Source organism: Croceibacter sp., assembly GCF_002716225.1.
GTDB lineage: Bacteria > Bacteroidota > Bacteroidia > Flavobacteriales > Flavobacteriaceae > Croceibacter > Croceibacter atlanticus.
In genome coordinates this window covers 42,107-58,396 of record NZ_PAZX01000015.1, presented here as the reverse complement: position 1 = coordinate 58,396, position 16,290 = coordinate 42,107, and the positions used below count along the sequence as shown (strand labels likewise).

Here is a 16,290-nt window from a genome sequence, read left to right as displayed (position 1 = left end):
TGAGCTTAAAGCAGATATAGAAGAAAGATTACAAGAATATTCATAATTTATATACAGAACGACTATGGACGTTAAGAAGATTGATGCACCAGTAAACACTACAACTATCGATAAGAATAAGTTGGATGCGCCTACAGATAATATCTATGAGGCAATTTCAATTATCGCTAAGCGTGCTACTCAAATAAACTCTGAAATTAAAAAGGAGCTTATTGAGAAGTTAGATGAGTTTGCTACCTATACAGATAGTCTAGATGAAATCTTTGAAAACAAAGAACAGATTGAAGTTTCTAAGTTTTACGAAGGCTTACCAAAACCACATGCTATGGCTGTACAGGAATGGTTAGAAGAAAAAATCTACTACAGAAATACTAAAGAAGAAAGTCAAGACGCATAATTTATGAGTCTACTTAGTGGTAAAAAAGTACTTATTGGCGTAACTGGTGGTATTGCAGCGTACAAGTCTGCACTATTAGTACGCCAATTTATAAAATATGGTGCAGAAGTTAAAGTTGTGATGACACCTTCTGCAAAAGATTTTGTAACACCACTAACACTATCTACACTTTCTAAAAACGAAGTGTTTTCATCTTTTTATAATGAAGACGATGAAAATGCTAAATGGAATAACCACGTAGATCTTGGCCTTTGGGCAGACTTAATGGTTATTGCACCAGCAACTGCTAATACGCTTTCTAAAATGGCAAGCGGTATAAGTGATAACTTGTTATTAGCAACTTACCTTTCTGCAAAATGTCCTATTTATTTTGCACCAGCTATGGATTTGGATATGTACAAACATCCATCTTCTTTAAATAGTTTTAAAACTTTACAGTCTTTTGGTAATATTATGATTCCTGCTGGTTCTGGAGAATTAGCAAGTGGCTTGCACGGTGAAGGCCGTATGGCAGAACCAGAAGAAGTAGCTACTTTTATAGAACAACATCTTACAGCGAGCACACCTTTATTGAATAAAAAAGTAATAATTACTGCAGGTCCTACATACGAAGCTATAGATCCTGTGCGTTTTATAGGTAACCACTCTAGCGGAAAGATGGGTTATGAGCTTGCAAAACAAGCTGCAAAACAAGGTGCCAAAGTTATATTAGTTAGTGGTCCTTCATCTTTAAATATTAGTGATGAAAGTGTAACACTAATTAGAGTTAATACAGCGCAACAAATGTATGATGCTGTGCACAATTATTACGACTCTGTTCACGTTGGTATAGCCGCTGCAGCAGTTTCAGATTATAGACCTAAAGTAGTCGCAGACCAGAAAATTAAGAAAGCTGGAGAGGAGATGACTATTGTTTTAGAAAAATCTCCAGACATATTACTGTCTATGGGACAGCATAAAAAAAATCAACTTTTAGTAGGGTTTGCTTTAGAGACAGAAAATGAAATAGCAAATGCTAAAAAGAAACTTGAAAAGAAAAATTTAGATTTTATTGTTTTAAATTCGTTAAACGACAAAGGTGCTGGATTTAAGAAAGACACCAATAAAATTACAATTATAGATAAGGCACACAATTCTAAGAGTTTTGATTTAAAATCAAAAGCAGAAGTTGCCAAGGATATTATTAATGAAGTTATAGCAAAATTAAATGCGTAAATTTTTAGTATTAGGAGCGTTAGTATTATTTGGGTGGTCTTTAAACGCTCAAGAACTTAATTGTCAAGTTGTGGTTAATGCACAACAGTCTTCTAATTCTAATTTATCTGTATTTAAAACCTTAGAGAAATCTGTACAGGAATTTATTAACCAAACTAATTGGACAAATAAAAACTTTGGACAACAAGAACGTATAGATTGTAGTATGTTTATTACAGTAAATAAACAAGAAGGCACAAATTTTAATGCTACTATACAAGTGCAATCAACAAGACCTGTTTATGGTTCTTCATTAGAAACCACAACTTTTAACTTTAATGATGAGCAGTTCAACTTTATTTATACAGAGTATCAGCCATTAGCATATGACCCAAATTCTTTCGACTCTAATTTAATTTCTGTAATTAGTTTTTATGTATATACAATACTAGGGTTAGATGCAGACACTTTTGAGCAGGAAGGTGGTACAATGTATCATGAAGAAGCAAAACAAATTGTAAATACAGCACAACAGAGTAATACAGCTGGTTGGAGAGCTACAGATGGAAACAAATCACGCTTTAGGTTAAATGCAGATTTATTAGCAAATGCATTTACTAATTACAGAACTGCAATGTATACTTACCATAGGCAAGGTTTGGATCTTATGCACGAAGATCAGGAGTTAGCTAAACAGAGTATAGCATCTTCTATTACCTTATTAAAGGATATGTATAATAGTAGACCTAATTCATTATTAAATAGAGTATTCTTCGATGCAAAATCAGATGAAATCGAAGCTATATTTTCTGGTGGCCCATCTATATCAATCAAAGAAACGGTAAACAACCTTAACCGAATAGCACCGTTTTATAAAGACAATTGGAGAAATATTAAATTCTAAGATTTCTTTTTTTTAAGCTTAGGTTTCTCACGTATCTTTAGGCCAATTCAAACTACAAGACTTGTTACAATCATTATCTATAAAAAACTTTGCATTAATTGAAGATGTCAACCTTCAGCTAAACGAAGGGTTTTCAATAATTACTGGAGAGACTGGTGCAGGAAAGTCTATTCTTTTGGGAGCTTTATCTTTGTTGTTGGGTAAAAGAGCAGATTTAAGTGCAATAAAAGATTCAACAAAAAAATGCACTATAGAAGGTGTCTTTAATATTGAAGCTTATAAACTCTCCACATTATTTAAAGATGAAGATTTAGACTATGAAGATCAAACATTTATAAGACGCGAGATTTTACCATCTGGTAAGTCGAGAGCTTTTGTGAATGATACACCTGTAAACCTTTCTGCATTGCAGGCTTTGGGCAGTAAATTGGTTGACATACACAGTCAACATGAAACCTTAAGTTTAGGAGATCTTAATTATCAATATTTAGTTTTAGATACTTTTGGAAATTCACTAAAAGAGCTTCATAAATACCAACATGATTTAGCTGAACTGCGAAGGTTATATAAAGAATTAGAAGTTTTAAAATCTAATCAAGCTGAAGCTAATAAAGTTTACGATTACAATGTCTTTCTATTAGAAGAGCTAGAAAAAGCAGCTTTAAAAGTAGAAATGCTTGAGGAGTTAGAAGAAACTCAAGATCAACTAAGTAATGTAGAACTTTTAAAAGAGCATTTAGGAAGTTCTGCAAATGATCTGCAACAAGAACAGTTAGGTGTATTGGAGCAATTAAGGACTATAAAAAGAAACTTATCTACAGTCTCTGGTTTTTCGAAAACCTATGCAGAGCTTTTAACCCGTATTGAAAGCAGTATTATCGAATTAGAAGATGTAGCTGAAATAATAGAAGAAGAATTTGAAAATTTAGAAGACAATCCTAAATTATTGGAAAGTACCAATGATAAGCTTCAATTAATTTACAACCTATTTAAAAAGCACAACGTTGAGTCTATTTCAGAACTATTAATAATTGAAGAAGAGTTAGCAGAAACTGTAACTATATCACAAAATGCAGATGGCGCAATTAAAAGCCTTACTTCAAAAATAGAGACTAATAAAGAAGCACTTAAGGCAGATGCTTTAAAGCTTCAACAGAAACGATTAAAAGCTGTACCTAAATTAGTTTCTAATATAGAAAAGCTATTAGCGGAGTTGGGCATGCCTAATGCAAAGATTAAAATTGAGATAAATCCAGTCGAGCGTTTTACAAGCTACGGTAGTGAGGATATGGCTTGGTTACTTTCAGCAAATAAAGGCGGACATTATTCAGACATTAAAAAAGCAGCAAGTGGTGGTGAATTGTCTCGTATTATGCTAGCCATAAAAAGTTTACTGGCTAAGAAAAGTAAACTGCCTACTATAATTTTTGATGAGATAGATACAGGAGTATCTGGTGAGATAGCAAAAAAAATGGGAGATATTATGTTTGATATGGGTAAAGATTTACAAGTCTTATCTATAACACACCTACCTCAAATAGCTGCTAAAGGCCTACACCATTATAAGGTTTATAAAGAAGACTTAAACAATACAACAGTTACACAAATAAGAAAATTAGAAACAGAAGATAGAGTAATTGAGCTTGCAGAAATGCTAGGCGGCAAATCTAAAAGTGAAGCTGTCTTGGCACACGCAAAGTCTTTACTTAACTAATAGTTTTGTTATATTTACCCCTAACTAATAAAAACAACCAATATCAATGTCATATAACTTATTAAAAGGAAAACGCGGGATTATATTTGGAGCTTTAGATGAGAACTCTATTGCTTGGAAAACAGCAGAAAGAATACATGAAGAAGGAGGAACTTTTGTTTTAACAAACGCACCTATAGCTATGCGTATGGGAAAAATTAAAGATCTTGCAGAAAAAACAGGTTCAGAAATCATTCCTGCAGACGCTACCAAAGTAGAAGATCTTGAAGCATTAGTTGATGGTGCTATGGAAAAACTAGGAGGAAAACTGGACTTTGTTCTTCACTCAATAGGAATGTCTGTTAATGTAAGAAAAGGTAATCATTATACAGATATGAATTATGACTATACAACCAAAGGTTGGGATGTATCTGCAGTTTCATTTCATAAAACTATGCAGTCTCTTTATAAAAAGGATGCGATGAATGAATGGGGTAGTATAGTTGCATTAACGTATATGGCAGCCCAACGTGTATTTCCAGATTATAATGATATGGCAGATAATAAAGCCTATTTAGAGTCTATTGCACGTAGCTTTGGATATTTCTTTGGTAAGGATAAAAAAGTTAGAGTCAATACAATATCACAATCTCCAACACCTACAACTGCTGGACAAGGTGTTAAAGGTTTCGATGGCTTTATAGCGTATGCAGATAAAATGTCTCCATTGGGTAATGCAACAGCTTTAGATTGTGCTAACTATACTGTAAGTTTATTTTCAGACCTTACAAAACGAGTAACACTTCAAAACTTATTTCATGATGGTGGCTTTTCAAATATGGGAGTTAGCCAAGCAGTAATGGAAACGTTTATGGATGAGTAAGTTATAAGTATATAATATATGTAAAAGAGCGCCAATTGGCGCTCTTTTTTGTATTACATATTATTTGTTAAAATAGGGTTTGTAATCGTGCAGTTAAATCAGATAAACGTTAAAATGTATATTTTATTAACAAAAGATTAAGGAATAATCAAATTTTGATTAGATTTGAGTTACTTTAAACTTAAAACTAAACAATTATGAGAAAAATTACATTGTTATTATTAATGATGCTTAGTGTATTCTACGGATCTGCGCAGTGCAATCCTGGAGAATCACAACTCTTCATCACAACGAGTGACGGAAGCTATCCTTCTGAACAATGGGTTTCTGTAACTTCTGAACCAGATGGTGCGGGCACAGTTATTTATGCACAAGGAGACGGTACATATGGTAATGGGTCAGGAGATTTAACTAATGAGCCGTTTTGTGTAACAGATGGCGAAACTTATTATATAAATGCTTATGATAGCTTTGCAGATTCTTGGAATGGTGGTGTTTACACCATTACAGACGCTTCTGGAACTGTAATAGCAAACAATAGCGGCGTTTCTCCAGATGATGGGACTGATGAAGACGCAAGTGGTGCATTTGGGAATACACAGGAACAAGAACTTGAGGTGTCTGAAGCGTTTTCTTACACGCCACCAGCGTGTGCAGCTCCTGCAAACGCATTGATTAGCGATGTCACCCCATACACAGCAGTATTTTCTTGGGATGAAGAACCGGCAGCAACATTAGGATACGACTGGAGAATTATGAATGAAGGTGAAGACCCAGATGATGCTAACAATACACCAGTTGCAGAAGGTACAACTATGACATCTTCAGATACTAGTGTAAATATAACTGGATTATCAGATTCGGTAACTTATGATGCTTATGTAGCGTCTAATTGTGATACTAACGGATTTAGCGACTATTCTGGAGTGGTTAGTTTTTCTACACCATTTGATAATGGTTGTGGTGCATATACTAGTAGTCCAAACTTAACTATCGATGATGATAATGATCCTGAAGATATTATCGTTGTTTCAGGTACTGGACCTCAGGTTTTATCAGACTTAAATGTAGCTTTAAAAATAGATCACACATGGTTGTCAGATTTAGATATTACACTTACTAGTCCATCTGGAAATAGTATTGAAATAATTTCAGATTTATGTGGTTTGAATGATAACTTTGATATTGTATTAGATGATGAAGGTGAAGACTTTGCTTGTGGTACACCAACAGTTGGAGTTTTTATTCCAGAAGGCCTTTTATCTGGTTTTGATGGTGAAGTGTTTGATGGAGATTGGACACTTTCCATTATCGATGATGGAGGTGGAGACGATGGTATTCTTATAGAATGGTGTTTAATTCCTACATTAGTAGATCCACCTGCTTGTGAAGCACCTGAAAACTTAATAACGGATAATATAGATGCTGTTTCAGCAAACCTTTCTTGGGATGAAGTTGCTGCTGCCAATTCAGGATATGAGTGGGTAGTAATGACTGATGGAGAAGATCCTGCTGATTCTGCAAATACACCAGTAGCAACAGGAACAACAGCAGCTTCTACAGAAGTTACAGCAACTGCAACAGGACTTGCTCCAGAAACAGATTACGACGTTTATGTAAGATCTAATTGCGGAACAGATAGTATAAGTGAGTATTCAGACCTAGTTGAATTTACAACTTTACCAACTTGTCCAGCAGTTTCAAATTTAACTGTTGATAGTGTAGACGAAACAAGTGCTACAATTAGTTGGGATGCTGTTGCAAATGCTTCAGTTGGATATTTAGTTGAAGTTTATGATTTTGAGGCAGACCCTGAAACAGCAACTGCTGTATATTCAGAAACTGTTACAGATGTAACTTTAGTAATTTCAACTTTAGATGCAGCAAATAGTTATGACGTTTATGTAACAGCAGATTGTGGTGCAGAAGATGGTCAATCTACATCAGAAATGATAACAGTTTCTACAACTGTTCCAGATCCAGTATGTGGTGGTAATTTCTATGACACTGGTGGTATTGATATGGATTTCATGAACAATGAAGACTATACAGTAACTATTTTACCAGATACTGCAGGCGATTTAGTTGTTGCTACATTTACTTTAGTAGACACTTCAACGTTTGATGATCTTAGTGTTGATATAGGAGATGGAAATGGATTTCAATTAATTCCAGATTTAGCTGATGGTGAAACTTTAGTTTATACCTCAGAAGCTGCAGATGGTAGTCTTATATTCGAATTTATATCTTCAACAGTAGTTCCAAATCCAGGTTGGGAAGCAGCAATTACGTGTATTGCACCACCAGCTTGTCCAGATCCTAATAACTTAACAGTTTCAGAAGTTACTGCATTTACTGCAGATTTATCTTGGGATGAAGAAGCTAATGCTTCAAATGGATATACTTGGGTTGTAATGGCAGATGGAGAAGATCCTACAGATGATGCTAATACGCCTGTTGCAACAGGAACTACAGCTTCTGGAGTACTAACAGCTTCGGTATCTGGTTTAGAATCTAATACAGCATACGATGCATACGTATTAGCAGATTGTGGAGACACAGACGGTTTAAGTGTATATTCTGACATAGCAGAATTTACGACGTTAATTAGTTGTGAAGCACCAAGCAATTTATTAGTTGAAAATGTTACAGTAACAGGAGCAGATTTATCTTGGGAAGAAGTAGCTAATGCTTCAAATGGATATACTTGGGTAATTATGTTAGATGGAGAAGATCCTACAGATACAGCTAACACACCAGTAGCAACAGGAACTACTGCAATGGGAGTTCTTACTGCTTCAGTTTCAGGATTAACTGAAAATACTGAATATGATGCTTACGTAAGCGCAGATTGTGGTGATACAGATGGAATGAGCGATTTTTCTGATGTTGAATCATTCACAACACCTTGTGCTATAGTAATTCCTAACTATACTGAAGATTTTGATGGTGGAGTTGTTGCTCCTGATTGTTGGATGGAAGCAGGTTCTGGAGATCCTACAACTGGACCAATGGATTTAGGTTCTGGTCTTTGGAATGACGATGATTACTTAAATGATACTGTAGCATCAGGTGGTTCTGATAATTCAGCTAGTATCAATTTGTATACAAACAACAGAGAAGATTGGTTAATTTCTCCAACATTCGACCTGTCTGGAGATACTTATGAATTAGTATATAATGTTGCGGTTACAGATTTTGCCAACTCAAATGAGCCAGAAGGTAACGGAATGGGTACGGATGATGTTGTTCAAATGTTGATTTCTGAAGATAATGGAGCTACTTGGACACCATTAATGACATATGATGTAACAAACATTCCATCTCATTTAGGTCAAACAGAAATAGTAGACTTATCTAGTTATACAGGTAATGCAGTTTTTGCAATCTGGGCTACAGATGGAACAGTTAATGATTCAGAAGACTATGATTTCTTCTTCGATGAGTTTATTGTAAGAACACCTTTAAACTGTGAGTCACCAGTTGCTGAGTTTAGTACAGTAGATAGTTGTGATACAGGAGAATTTTCAATAGAGGTGAATGTAACTTCTTTAGGGTCATTCTCTACTATTGATGCTTTTGATGATCAAGGTTCTGCAACACAAACAATAACAATGGCAGGAACTTACACTTTTGGTCCTTATGCTTCTGGTACAGATGTATTAATGACTTTAGGTGGAGATGATGCAGATTGTAATATAGATGAAACAGTAACATTTGTTTGTCCAGCACAAAACGATGAATGTGACGTAGCTACAGATCTTACAGTTGGTCAAGACTTTGAAGATTTCCCTGTAACAGGAAATAATATTGGTGCTACAGATTCTATGCAAGGAGATCCTTCTTGTGGTGCAGCTGGCTTTAATGGCGGAGATGTTTGGTTTACTGTAACAGTACCAAGTGATGGTATTCTTACTATCGAAATGCAATCTGCTGCAGGAAGTTCTATAACAGATGCAACTATGGATGTATTTTCTGGAGCTTGTGGTGATTTAGTACCTGTTGATTGTGATGATGATGGCGGAGAAGGTTTATTCCCTATCATTGAAATTAATGATATGACACTTGCAGACCAAACTCTTTATGTAAGAGCTTGGGAGTATGGAAATAATGTAACTGGTGAATTCCAGATAGCTGCTTACAATGCAAATGTTGTAGGTGTTGAGGATATTAATGAAAATGCTAATATTTTCCTTTATCCAAATCCTGCTTCTAGTGAGTTACATATTTCTGGATTGCAAGAAGTTACTAACGTATCTGTATTTAATATGTTAGGTCAGAAAGTTCTTTCAACTAAAACACAGAATATGATTAATGTTTCAGATTTAAGTACTGGAATGTATGTTGTAACTATTGATAATAATGGAGTTAAGAAAACAATGCGTTTTATTAAAGAATAATCTTTAAGACTTTATTATTTACATTTTATAATTCAAAATCCCGAAGCATTTGCTTCGGGATTTTTTATTTGGCTACCTTTACAGAGTGAAATTATCGTACTCTTTTATCATACCGGTTTTTAATAGACCACAAGAAATTGATGAACTTCTGCAAAGCATGCAGAAGCTAAATTTTACATCAGAATTTGAGATTGTAATAGTTGAAGATGGCTCTACGCTTTCATCTAAATCTGTAGTAGATGAGTTTAAAAATAGCTTAAATATTTCCTATTATTTTAAAGGAAATTCTGGTCCAGGCGATTCTCGAAATTTTGGAATGTCTAAAGCCAAAGGAAATTACTTTTTAATACTAGATTCAGATGTAATTTTACCTCAAGACTACCTTTTAGAAGTAGATAGAGGCTTATCTGCTAATTACACAGACTGTTTTGGAGGACCAGATGCAGCACATGATTCTTTTACAGACATACAAAAGGCTATAAATTATGTGATGACTTCTTTTATTACCACTGGTGGAATACGAGGTAATAAAACGTCTACTATAAATTTTGAGCCACGTAGCTTTAATATGGGATTATCTAAGACAGCTTTTTTAGCGTCTAATGGCTTCGGTAAAATACATCCTGGTGAAGATCCAGATTTATCATTACGATTACTAAAACTAGGGTTTAAGTCTCAACTATTAGAAAAAGCAAAGGTCTTTCATAAAAGACGTATAAATTGGCATAAATTTTATATTCAGGTAAATAAATTTGGTAAGGTAAGACCAATACTAACTAAATGGCATCCTACAAGTGCTAAACTAACATTTTGGTTTCCTCTACTGTTTTGTTTAGGCTTTTTACTAGGTTTAATAGGAGTATTCTTTAATTTTTACTTTTTGTTATACTGCTATTTTGGTTATACATTAGTACTATTTATTCACTCTACTATTATTAATAAAAGTATTAAAATTGGCTTTTATTCGGTTTTGGCAATGTGTATTCAGTTTTATGGCTATGGTACAGGATTTGCAGTTTCAAAACTATATATTGGACTTATGAAAAGACAAGAACAACAACAATTCCCAAACCTCTTTTTTAAATGAGAAAAAAAGAGCAGCCTATTTCTATATTTAAAAAATTTAAGCAATCTAACTTTAAGGCATTTTTGTTTTTTCTCTGCATGTCTTTTGTTGTTTGGATACTTGTACAGTTTGCAAAACCCTATAAACAAACTTTAGATTTTGATATTAGGTACACAAATATCCCTAAAGATAAATTAGTGGAGAATAATGATAATAGCTTAAAAGTTACCATAGAAACCACAGGATTTAGATTAATAAGTTACACTTTCTTTAAACCTTATATAGATATAAATTTATCTAACTTAGAAATTGCATCAAACGAATTTATATTTGATATTAACGATAATAAAGAGTTTATTGCTAAGGAATTAAAAATATCAGAAGATGTTATTTCTTTAAAAAAAGAATCAATAAATATTCCCTTTAGTCAAAAAACTGTAAAAATACTTCCTGTAAATATTGCACATAATATTAAATACGCTGTAGGATTTTCTAATGTAAGTGATTTTAAAACAAACCCAGATTCAATTAAAGTAAGTGGTCCAAAATCTGTATTAGATACATTGGAGGTTATCAATACAGAAGAAGTAAAGTATGATAATGTAAACAATAGTATTACTGGAGAAGTTACTGTGAACCAAGCTAAATATAAAGATGTTACATTTTATGAAACCAAAATTTCTTATGAGATTGAAGTAGCCAAGTTTACAGAAGGCAGAGTTAAAGTCGCTATTGAAATAATTAATGTTCCCAATAACGTGTCTGTAAGCATATTTCCTAAAGAGGTTTATGTGGTTTACCAAGCAAGCTTAGAGAATTTCAATTTAATTTCATCTGAAGATTTTAGAGTAGTTAAAGACTTTAAAGAATTAAAATCTGAATCAGATTATTTTATCCCTAAATTGTACAAAACTTCACAACTATCTACAGAATCTAGAGTATTAGATACCAAGGTAGAGTTTATTATAAAGCAATGATAACAGTAGGTTTAACAGGAGGAATAGGTAGTGGTAAATCTACCGTTGCAAAAATGTTTGAAGATTTAAGCATCCCGATTTTTATTGCAGATATAGAAGCAAAACGCTTAATGAATTCCTCTAAAATTATTAGGCGTAAGCTAATTAAAGAGTTTGGTGATAACGCCTATACAGAAACAGGTTTAAATAGACCATTTATAGCAAGTATTGTATTTAATAATAAGGAAAAACTTTCTATATTAAATTCGATTGTTCATCCTAAAGTACACCAATCCTATAACCGTTGGCTTAAAAAACATAAAGACCAAGTTTATACAGTATATGAAGCAGCTATTATATTTGAACTGGGAAGGCAGAATGAATTTGATTATACAATTTTAGTAACCGCAGATGAAAATTTGAAATTGGACCGTTTAATAAAACGCGATAATACAACTAAGGAAGAATTACAGAAAAGAATGAATAATCAATGGTCTGATGAAAAGAAAATACCTTTAGCCGACTTTGTAATTGAAAATGATAATTTAAACCACACAAAAGCACAAGTATCTATAATTAATAGTCAATTAATAAAGAAACACAATTCTTAACAATTTGTTAAATTTAACAATTATGAATGTTAAAATTGTACATTTGAGTGAATGAATAAAAGGCTTTTCTACTTACTGGTAACCCTAATGAGTGTCTCACTTATTGGGATTGTTTTTGTTCAAGGGTATTGGATTAAAAATACCGTAGAGGTTAATGAACAACAGTTTTCATTAAAAGCCAATCAAATTCTTCTTGATGTTTCTAACAGATTAGAATTACGTGAGTTAGAAATATATTACTTCGCATTTAAGAAAGTTGCAGATAGTATAGGTTCTGCCCAAGATGTTTCTTTTGGTGAATTCTTCAAAATTCAGCAAGACGATTTTACAAATGAGACATTTATTTATTCCAATGGCTTATTAGAGGAAGATTATAAGATATCATCATCATTCTTAAACTCCAATGTTGATAGTTTAAAATTTAAAAAGCTTGTAAAACAACAAGCTGAACGTATTATAAAAGAGAAAAGCGCTCAGAAATCTCCGAAAATATCAGATAAGCGTATTCAGGAGCTTATAAATATGGATCCCTTTGAAAAGGATTATATTAGGCGTGCTGTACAAATTTATGGATCTAAACTGCCTATACATAGGCGTGTGCCAAAAAATGTACTTCGAGATTATCTAACTGAAGAGCTTGAGATTAGAAACTTAAATACAGATTTTGAATATGGTATTTATAGTAATTCATTAGCAACTAAAGTTCGTACAGAAGACTTTGAGTTAAAGTCATCTTCAACCTATGGCATCTCGCTTTTTGACACGCAATTAAATAAAAGTGGTTATACTTTATATGTAAACTTTCCGCAAAAGAATAGCTTGATACTGAGTAGTATAACGTTACTTTCTGTATTATCAATCATTTTTACGCTTATCATTATCGTGGCGTATACCAGTGCATTAACTCAATTAATAAGACAGCGTCAAATCTCAGAAATTAAGACAGACTTTATTAATAACATGACGCACGAGTTTAAAACGCCAATTGCTACAACAAAATTGGCTTTGGACTTTCTGAAGAACCCAAAGGCCCAATCTAAACCAGAAATACTACAAAGGTATTTAGGGATGATACGCGAAGAAAATGAGCGTATGAACAGTCAAGTAGAAAACATCTTGCAAATAAGTAGGCTAGAGAAGAATGAACTTGATATTAAGAAAGAACCAAAGAATATTCACGATCTCATTAAAAAGTCTATGGATCACGTAACACTTCTTGTGGAGAATAGAGATGGTTATTTAAAAAGCCACTTTGGTGCATTAAAAACAAATGTATTAGCAAACGAGTCTCACTTAACAAATGTTATTGTAAATATTTTAGACAATGCTAATAAATATTCACCAGAAGCTCCAAAAATAGATATTTACACAGAAAATGTTAAGAACCATATTTTAATTAAAATAAGAGACCAAGGTTCTGGTATGAATAAAAAAACAAGACTTAATATATTTGATAAATTTTACAGAGCACATACAGGAGATGTACATGATGTAAAAGGACATGGATTGGGTCTTGCTTACTCTAAGAGAATAGTAGAAGAGCATTATGGAGAAATTACCGTAAACTCTGAAAGAGGGAAAGGAAGTACCTTTATAATTAAATTACCAATAATTAATCAATAACAAATGGAAACTGAAAACAAAAAAATCCTACTGGTAGAAGATGATCCAAATTTTGGAATCGTACTTAAAGATTACCTATCTATGAATGATTACGAAGTAACTCATGCCAAGAATGGTATGGAAGGCTTTGAAAAATTTAAAAAAGACGATTACGATCTTTGTATTCTAGATGTAATGATGCCTTACAAGGATGGCTTTACTTTAGCAAAAGAAATACGAGAAAAGAACGAGGAAGTGCCAATTATCTTTTTAACTGCTAAGGCAATGAAAGAAGATGTCCTTAAAGGTTATAAGGTTGGAGCAGATGACTACTTAAATAAGCCGTTTGATAGTGAGGTTCTTTTAATGAAGATACAAGCTATAATGCAACGTAAGAGTACAGAAACAGTTGCAGACAGTAAGCAATTTGAGTTTAACATTGGTAATTTCCACCTAAACTCTAAATTAAGATTCCTTACGTTTAAGGAACAAGAGCCTGAAAAACTATCTCCTAAAGAAAACGAATTGTTACGCCTTCTTGCATTACATGCTAATGATTTAATGCCAAGGGAACTAGCACTAACTAAAATCTGGAGAGACGATAACTATTTTACATCTAGAAGTATGGACGTTTATATTGCTAAACTTCGTAAGTACTTAGATAAAGATGATTCTGTTGAAATCCTGAACATACACGGAGAAGGATTTAGACTTGTTATTAAAGAAGACGAATAAACGTTAGGTTTCCAGTTATATATACTATGCAATCTCAGTAATTAAGTTATTGGGATTGCATTTTATTGTCTATAACTTTAATAATTGTTTGTTCAGCAGTTTTGTAATTAAACCAAAGCGTGTCACTATTTTTCTTAAACCAAGTGAGTTGCCTTTTAGCAAATCGGCGTGTGTTTTTCTTTATTTCAGAAATGGCAAACTCTAGTGACCACTCATCATCTAAATAGTTAAAGAGTTCTTTATAACCAACGGTATTTAAGGCGTTGTAGTTTTTGTAAGGTTCTAAAGACTTAACCTCTTTAAGCAAACCTTCAGCCATCATTATATCAACACGATCATTAATGCGCTCGTAAATCTTGGTTCGATCTGCTTCTAAACCAATTGTAATAGTATTAAAAGGACGCTCTTCTTTATCTTGTTCTAAAAAAGAAGTATAAGTTTTTTGTGTTCCAATACAAATTTCTAACGCTCTAATTACTCTATGAGGGTTGTGAATATCTACTTTTTCAAAGTACTTAGGGTCTAAAGTTTTTAATTGGTTTTGTAGTGGCTCTAAGCCTTCATTTTTAAGATTATCATTTAACTTAAGCCTTATGCTTTCATCAACATCTGGAAAATGATTAAGCCCTTTAACAATAGCATCTACATACAAACCGCTACCACCAACTAAAATAACGATATCCTGAACTTTAAAAAGCTTGTCCAACAATGCTAATCCATCACGCTCAAAATCTCCCACAGAATAATCTTCTGTGACACTTAGATTTTGAATAAAATGATGTTTAGCAGCGCTTAACTCTTCCTTAGAGGGAACAGCTGTACCAATTGTCATCTCTTTATAAAATTGTCTCGAATCTGCTGAAACTATTTCAGTGTTGTAGTGATTAGCCAGTTTAATACTTAAGGCTGTTTTTCCAATGGCTGTAGGACCAACTACTGCTATTAAAGTCTTAGCCATAATTATTCCTCATTAAGTATAAAACCGCATTTATGGCAGTATTTAGCATTGTCCTGATGTTTAGTTGCATTACAATGCCTGCAAACCTGTGTATTAATATGTACTAAAGCATCACGTTCTTCTTTAGTGATTTTAATATCTCCTTTATTAGAATGATTATCTTTATTTACATATTCTGCGCTTACAATTCCTGTAGGTACAGCAATAATACCGTAACCTAATATCATTATTATAGCCGCAAGTAATTGTCCTAAAGGCGTAACTGGTGCTATATCTCCAAAGCCAACAGTAGTAAGTGTAACTATACACCAATACACACTAACTGGGATACTTTTAAAGCCACTAGCTTCACCTTCAATTAAATACATTAGCGTCCCAGATATAATACACATAACCAATACGCTAAATAAAAATACAAGTATTTTAGGTGTACTGTCTTTTATGGCTTTTACTAGTTTGTTAGATTCACCAATAAAGCGGGCAATTTTTAGTATTCTGAAAACTCTTAAGAGTCTTAAAGCACGTACTGTAAGCAAGTAAGTAGAACCTGCTAAAATGAATGATAAGTAAAGTGGAAGAGTAGACAATAAGTCTATAATACCATAAAAGCTAAAGATGTATTTTGAAGGCTTTCTTATTGATATTATTCTAAGAATGTACTCAATAGTAAAGAAAATTGTAATAAACCACTCGCCATAATAAAGCCACTCATAGATCCATTTATCTAAACCAGCCACACTTTCTAGCATAACAAAAATGATACTAATCAAGATTAAGATTAGTAAAACCACATCAAACAACTTACCCATAGGCGTATCTGCCTCGTAAATTATTTCATGAATTTTGTCTCTAGTTTGTCCTTTACTCATAGTACATTGGGCTATTTCTTTC

13 protein-coding genes are annotated in these 16,290 nt (G+C 33.2%); 11 read left to right on the top strand and 2 right to left on the bottom strand.

Annotation, left to right across the window (positions count from 1 at the left end; translation table 11 throughout):
- Positions 1 to 64 precede the first annotated feature (64 nt).
- From CL818_RS12710 to CL818_RS12660, 11 genes are all read left to right on the top strand, one after another.
- Entirely contained in the window at positions 65 to 397 is a 333-nt protein-coding gene (locus tag CL818_RS12710; protein WP_013187633.1) for a DNA-directed RNA polymerase subunit omega, read from the top strand.
- A gap of 3 nt (positions 398 to 400) precedes the next feature.
- Positions 401 to 1,612 (top strand): bifunctional phosphopantothenoylcysteine decarboxylase/phosphopantothenate--cysteine ligase CoaBC, encoded by a 1,212-nt coding sequence (coaBC, locus tag CL818_RS12705; RefSeq protein WP_272974194.1) that lies wholly within the window; start codon positions 401 to 403, stop codon positions 1,610 to 1,612.
- A complete protein-coding gene (gene porD, locus CL818_RS12700) occupies positions 1,605 to 2,495 on the top strand; it encodes a type IX secretion system protein PorD (protein WP_219359520.1) in 891 nt (296 codons plus the stop codon). The genes coaBC and porD overlap by 8 nt, the downstream gene beginning before the upstream one ends.
- A 61-nt stretch (positions 2,496 to 2,556) precedes the next feature.
- Positions 2,557 to 4,209, top strand: coding sequence for a DNA repair protein RecN (gene recN, locus CL818_RS12695; protein WP_272974193.1), 1,653 nt, complete (start codon positions 2,557 to 2,559; stop codon positions 4,207 to 4,209).
- Between the two features lie 46 nt (positions 4,210 to 4,255).
- A complete protein-coding gene (locus tag CL818_RS12690) occupies positions 4,256 to 5,071 on the top strand; it encodes an enoyl-ACP reductase FabI (protein ID WP_013187637.1) in 816 nt (271 codons plus the stop codon).
- Between the two features lie 197 nt (positions 5,072 to 5,268).
- Positions 5,269 to 9,471, top strand: a complete 4,203-nt coding sequence (locus tag CL818_RS12685; RefSeq protein WP_286973288.1) for a fibronectin type III domain-containing protein — start codon at positions 5,269 to 5,271, stop codon at positions 9,469 to 9,471.
- An 85-nt stretch (positions 9,472 to 9,556) separates the two neighbouring features.
- On the top strand, positions 9,557 to 10,558 hold the full coding sequence (locus tag CL818_RS12680; protein WP_272974190.1) for a glycosyltransferase family 2 protein: 1,002 nt from the start codon (positions 9,557 to 9,559) through the stop codon (positions 10,556 to 10,558).
- A complete protein-coding gene (locus CL818_RS12675) occupies positions 10,555 to 11,514 on the top strand; it encodes a YbbR-like domain-containing protein (RefSeq protein WP_272974189.1) in 960 nt (319 codons plus the stop codon). The genes CL818_RS12680 and CL818_RS12675 overlap by 4 nt, the downstream gene beginning before the upstream one ends.
- Positions 11,511 to 12,104 carry a dephospho-CoA kinase gene (gene coaE / locus CL818_RS12670; protein WP_272974188.1) on the top strand — a complete coding sequence of 198 codons (594 nt, stop codon included), beginning with the start codon at positions 11,511 to 11,513 and terminating at the stop codon, positions 12,102 to 12,104. Before CL818_RS12675 ends, coaE begins: the two co-directional genes overlap by 4 nt.
- Before the next feature lie 51 nt (positions 12,105 to 12,155).
- On the top strand, positions 12,156 to 13,727 hold the full coding sequence (locus CL818_RS12665; RefSeq protein WP_041240982.1) for a sensor histidine kinase: 1,572 nt from the start codon (positions 12,156 to 12,158) through the stop codon (positions 13,725 to 13,727).
- Positions 13,728 to 13,730: 3 nt separating this feature from the next.
- Complete coding sequence (locus CL818_RS12660; RefSeq protein WP_013187643.1) at positions 13,731 to 14,441, top strand: response regulator transcription factor; 711 nt, start codon at positions 13,731 to 13,733, stop codon at positions 14,439 to 14,441.
- A 46-nt stretch (positions 14,442 to 14,487) separates the two neighbouring features.
- On the opposite strand, the gene miaA is transcribed toward CL818_RS12660, so the two are convergent.
- Positions 14,488 to 15,399, bottom strand: coding sequence for a tRNA (adenosine(37)-N6)-dimethylallyltransferase MiaA (miaA, locus tag CL818_RS12655; RefSeq protein WP_272974187.1), 912 nt, complete (start codon positions 15,397 to 15,399; stop codon positions 14,488 to 14,490).
- A gap of 2 nt (positions 15,400 to 15,401) precedes the next feature.
- The gene (locus CL818_RS12650) at positions 15,402 to 16,268 is read right to left on the bottom strand and encodes an ion transporter (RefSeq protein WP_013187645.1); all 867 of its coding nucleotides are present in this window, start codon (positions 16,266 to 16,268) and stop codon (positions 15,402 to 15,404) included.
- Between the last annotated feature and the right edge of the window lie 22 nt (positions 16,269 to 16,290).

Bases quoted from the DNA above. Each gene is read 5' to 3' on its own strand.
- CL818_RS12710 (WP_013187633.1), top strand. From the start codon at position 65: ATGGACGTTAAGAAGATTGATGCACCAGTAAACACTACAACTATCGAT.
- coaBC (WP_272974194.1), top strand. From the start codon at position 401: ATGAGTCTACTTAGTGGTAAAAAAGTACTTATTGGCGTAACTGGTGGT.
- porD (WP_219359520.1), top strand. From the start codon at position 1,605: ATGCGTAAATTTTTAGTATTAGGAGCGTTAGTATTATTTGGGTGGTCT.
- CL818_RS12690 (WP_013187637.1), top strand. From the start codon at position 4,256: ATGTCATATAACTTATTAAAAGGAAAACGCGGGATTATATTTGGAGCT.
- CL818_RS12685 (WP_286973288.1), top strand. From the start codon at position 5,269: ATGAGAAAAATTACATTGTTATTATTAATGATGCTTAGTGTATTCTAC.
- CL818_RS12675 (WP_272974189.1), top strand. From the start codon at position 10,555: ATGAGAAAAAAAGAGCAGCCTATTTCTATATTTAAAAAATTTAAGCAA.
- coaE (WP_272974188.1), top strand. From the start codon at position 11,511: ATGATAACAGTAGGTTTAACAGGAGGAATAGGTAGTGGTAAATCTACC.
- CL818_RS12665 (WP_041240982.1), top strand. From the start codon at position 12,156: ATGAATAAAAGGCTTTTCTACTTACTGGTAACCCTAATGAGTGTCTCA.
- CL818_RS12660 (WP_013187643.1), top strand. From the start codon at position 13,731: ATGGAAACTGAAAACAAAAAAATCCTACTGGTAGAAGATGATCCAAAT.
- miaA (WP_272974187.1), bottom strand. From the start codon at position 15,399: ATGGCTAAGACTTTAATAGCAGTAGTTGGTCCTACAGCCATTGGAAAA.
- CL818_RS12650 (WP_013187645.1), bottom strand. From the start codon at position 16,268: ATGAGTAAAGGACAAACTAGAGACAAAATTCATGAAATAATTTACGAG.